2 protein-coding genes are annotated in these 3,395 nt (G+C 37.2%); both read left to right on the top strand.

All coding sequences use genetic code 11. The features are described 5' to 3' along the window. Window positions 1–403 precede the first annotated feature (403 nt). Window positions 404–1,027, top strand: a complete 624-nt coding sequence (locus tag IHO13_RS04905; RefSeq protein WP_225538538.1) for a murein hydrolase activator EnvC family protein — start codon at window positions 404–406, stop codon at window positions 1,025–1,027. A 12-nt stretch (window positions 1,028–1,039) separates the two neighbouring features. Beyond that, window positions 1,040–3,395, top strand: a 2,356-nt coding sequence (gene leuS / locus IHO13_RS04900; protein ID WP_225538537.1) for a leucine--tRNA ligase, incomplete at its 3' end; no start/stop codon positions are given.

Here is a 3,395-nt window from a genome sequence, read left to right as displayed (position 1 = left end):
CGACTTTCTCCTATACGATGCCTTCCTTTGACTACAACAAAAGAAGCGGTGTTTTTTTCTTTAAGCTCCTATAATTGCTTCAACTCAGCTTGCCTACAATAAATGTATAGAGACATAAAACACGAAATGTAAATCTTTGTCTATATGTATGAACTACAAAGTTGGAGACGTAAATAAATAACTGTGATCTTTGTTTCCACTTTCTCTAGGTAAGGTCAACCAAACCTATCTAAAAACAAACTACAACTGTTCTTCGGAGTAAGTTTAACTAATTTTAGAATGATTTTACATAAACCATTATAAAATGCCAAGAAGTAAATTAACAACAGAAAAAATAACATGAAAATCTTTTTACCTTCAAAAGTATGCTATTTAATATAGTTTAAATCATCTAAATAGATTTATGCTGCGTATAGCCTCATTCTTTATATTATCGGCAATACTAATAAGCTGCGGTCTGCAAAAACCTGCACCTGTGCTGCTTAAAGGTGAAGAGTTTTATGGAAAAAGAGACCTAGAATATACAAGGGAATACCGTTTAGTTAGAGAGGATGTTGATTCTTCAATAAGAAAAGAGAATAGAAAAGCTGTCATGGATAAGGTATATAGAGATAACAATAAAGCGCAAAATGTGGAAATTGACAGGGTAAATTGTAAATTTGTAATGCCAATTAAAGGTACTGTTATTTCAACTGCTTCCTCTGATGAAGTATGCAGAGATGGAGTAAAAATTGCTGCTCAAGGCGGGACGAGTGTGGTTGCTTCTGCACCTGGTAAAGTGATATATGTAGGCAAAGGGCTGAGATGGTATGGAAATTTAATTATAGTAGAGCACAAAGATAATTATGTAACTGTGTACTCCTACCTAAAAAACATACACGTTGAAATTGGCGATAAAGTAAAACAGGGTCAGGTAATTGGATCCGCAGGTAAGTCAAGTGCGCAGGATAAAGATCCGCAGATGTGCTTCACAATACGGCATAACGGTCAAGCGGTTAATCCTTTGAAGCATATGAACCGTAATTGAATTTGGATTTATATGAAATATGATTTTAAAAACGTTGAAAAATTTTATCAAGATAAGTGGAATTTTTCTGTAAGCGAAAATAGCAAGCAAGAGAAATGTTACGTGTTGGAGATGTTTCCATATCCATCTGGAAAAATTCACATGGGACACCTGCGTAACTATACAATAGGAGATGTGATAGCGCGTTATAAGAGAGCTTACGGATTTGAGGTCTTGCACCCAATTGGCTGGGATGCATTTGGGTTGCCAGCTGAAAATGCAGCAAGGGACAATAATATTAGCCCTGCGGAGTGGACGAAAGAGAATATAGATAATATGCATGCACAGCTTAGATCTATAGGTCTTTCTTATAACTGGGAGCGTGAACTCTCCACATGTGAGCCTGACTATTACAAACACGAACAAAAATTTTTCCTGGACTTTCTAAAACACGGACTTGCTTATCGAAAAGAGTCGTGGGTTAACTGGGACCCAGTAGACGAAACAGTGCTTGCAAATGAACAGGTGGTTGATGGAAAAGGGTGGCGTTCAGGTACAGTTGTTGAAAAACGTAAGTTATCTCAATGGTTTTTAAAGATTACTGATTTCGCTGAAGATTTACTCAAGTGTTTGCAAGATTTAAAAAATTGGCCAGAGAAAGTCAAAACAATGCAAAAGCGTTGGATAGGAAAATCCGAAGGGGTCACCATAGAGTTTGAAATAGTTGGTCTAAATAAGAAATTAAAGGTTTTTACAACCTCCCCTCATACTTTGTTTGGAGCTTCTTTTCTTGCGGTAGCAGCAGAGCACCCTATTGTACAGGATATCATGCTTCCAGATGCTCATAAAGTTTTGTCATCCCAGTACTTCGACACTGGGATCCAGCAAAAAGATGAATGGATTACAGCTTCACGCGCTGAAATGATAATTGATGATATAAACACAAATGGGGGAAATGACGAAAAATTTGGAATTTACACCGGATTGAATGCTAAACATCCATTTCTTGACAAGGAATTGCCGCTCTATATAGCGAATTTTGTATTGATGGAGTATGGAGAAGGTGCAATTTTTGGATGCCCTGCACATGATCAGCGTGATTTTGAGTTTGCACAGAAATATGATTTGCCGATTGTTCCTGTAATTCGTGGAGAAAGTGCACAAGCCACAGAGACCTTAAAAGAAGCATGCACCGACGATGGAGCGATGTTCAACTCTGAATTCTTAAACGGATTAACTGTCAAAAAAGCAAGGGAAGTAGCTATTAAAAAGCTTGAAGAAAAAGGAATAGGCAAAAAAACGATAAACTATCGTTTACATGATTGGGGAATTTCAAGGCAACGTTATTGGGGATGCCCTATACCTATAATATATTGTAAAGATTGTGGAACTGTGCCAGTGCCAGAAAAAGACCTTCCCGTAGTTCTGCCAACGGATGTAGAATTTAAAGGTGGTGGCAATCCACTTGATAAACATCTAACATGGAAATTCGTTGATTGTCCAAAATGTGGAAAGCAAGCAGAGCGTGAAACTGATACATTCGACACCTTTTTTGAATCTTCCTGGTATTTTGCTGCATTTTGTAGTGAAAATAAGTCTATCAATAAGGATGCGTGCGATCGTTTTATGCCTGTAGATTATTATATAGGTGGAATAGAACATGCGATCTTGCACCTGCTTTACTCACGATTTTTCTGCCGTGCCTTGACCAAATGTGGTTACCTTAATATTAAAGAGCCTTTCTCTACTTTGATCACTCAAGGAATGGTCTGTCATGTAACTTACAAAGATGAGAATGGTAAATGGCTTTTTCCTGAAGAAGCAAAAGAATTGATGGCACAAGGCGCTAAGGTTCAAGTTGGAAAAGTCGAGAAGATGAGTAAATCAAAAAAGAATACAGTTGATCCAAACTTTATCATAGAAAAATACGGTGCTGATACTGCTCGCTTGTTTGTATTATCTGATACTCCTTCAGAGAAAGATATGGAATGGTCCGATGATGGCGTGGAAGGTTGCTCTCGCTACATAAATAAATTGTGGCGCATGGTAATGCAGCTAAGACCTGTGAATATTCACTATGATAATGAAAATGTTACAGCTAAGCTTCTAGAATACAGAAAAAAAATACATAAACTCTTACACGGAATTACAGATGACTTGGAAAGTTGCAGATTAAACTGTGTAGTGGCAAAATTCCATGAAATGACAAATTTAATAGCTGAAATAGATGTGAAGAATGGAAAATCTCTTATTGATGAAGGTATATGTATATTAATCAGAGTAATCGAACCGTTTATACCACATCTGGCTGAAAACTTATGGCAAGAAATAGGAGGCGAAGGTATGCTATGTCTACAACCTTGGCCAAAAGCTGTTGAATCGTTACTGA

It is taken from the genome of Wolbachia endosymbiont of Mansonella perstans (assembly GCF_020278605.1).
Classification (GTDB): Bacteria; Pseudomonadota; Alphaproteobacteria; order Rickettsiales; family Anaplasmataceae; genus Wolbachia.
The sequence above is the reverse complement of the archived record's forward strand: the minus strand, read 5'-3'. Positions and strand labels throughout refer to the sequence as shown.

What these genes read in the sequence shown, in the direction of transcription:
- IHO13_RS04905 (WP_225538538.1), top strand. Translation starts at nt 404, where the DNA reads ATGCTGCGTATAGCCTCATTCTTTATATTATCGGCAATACTAATAAGC.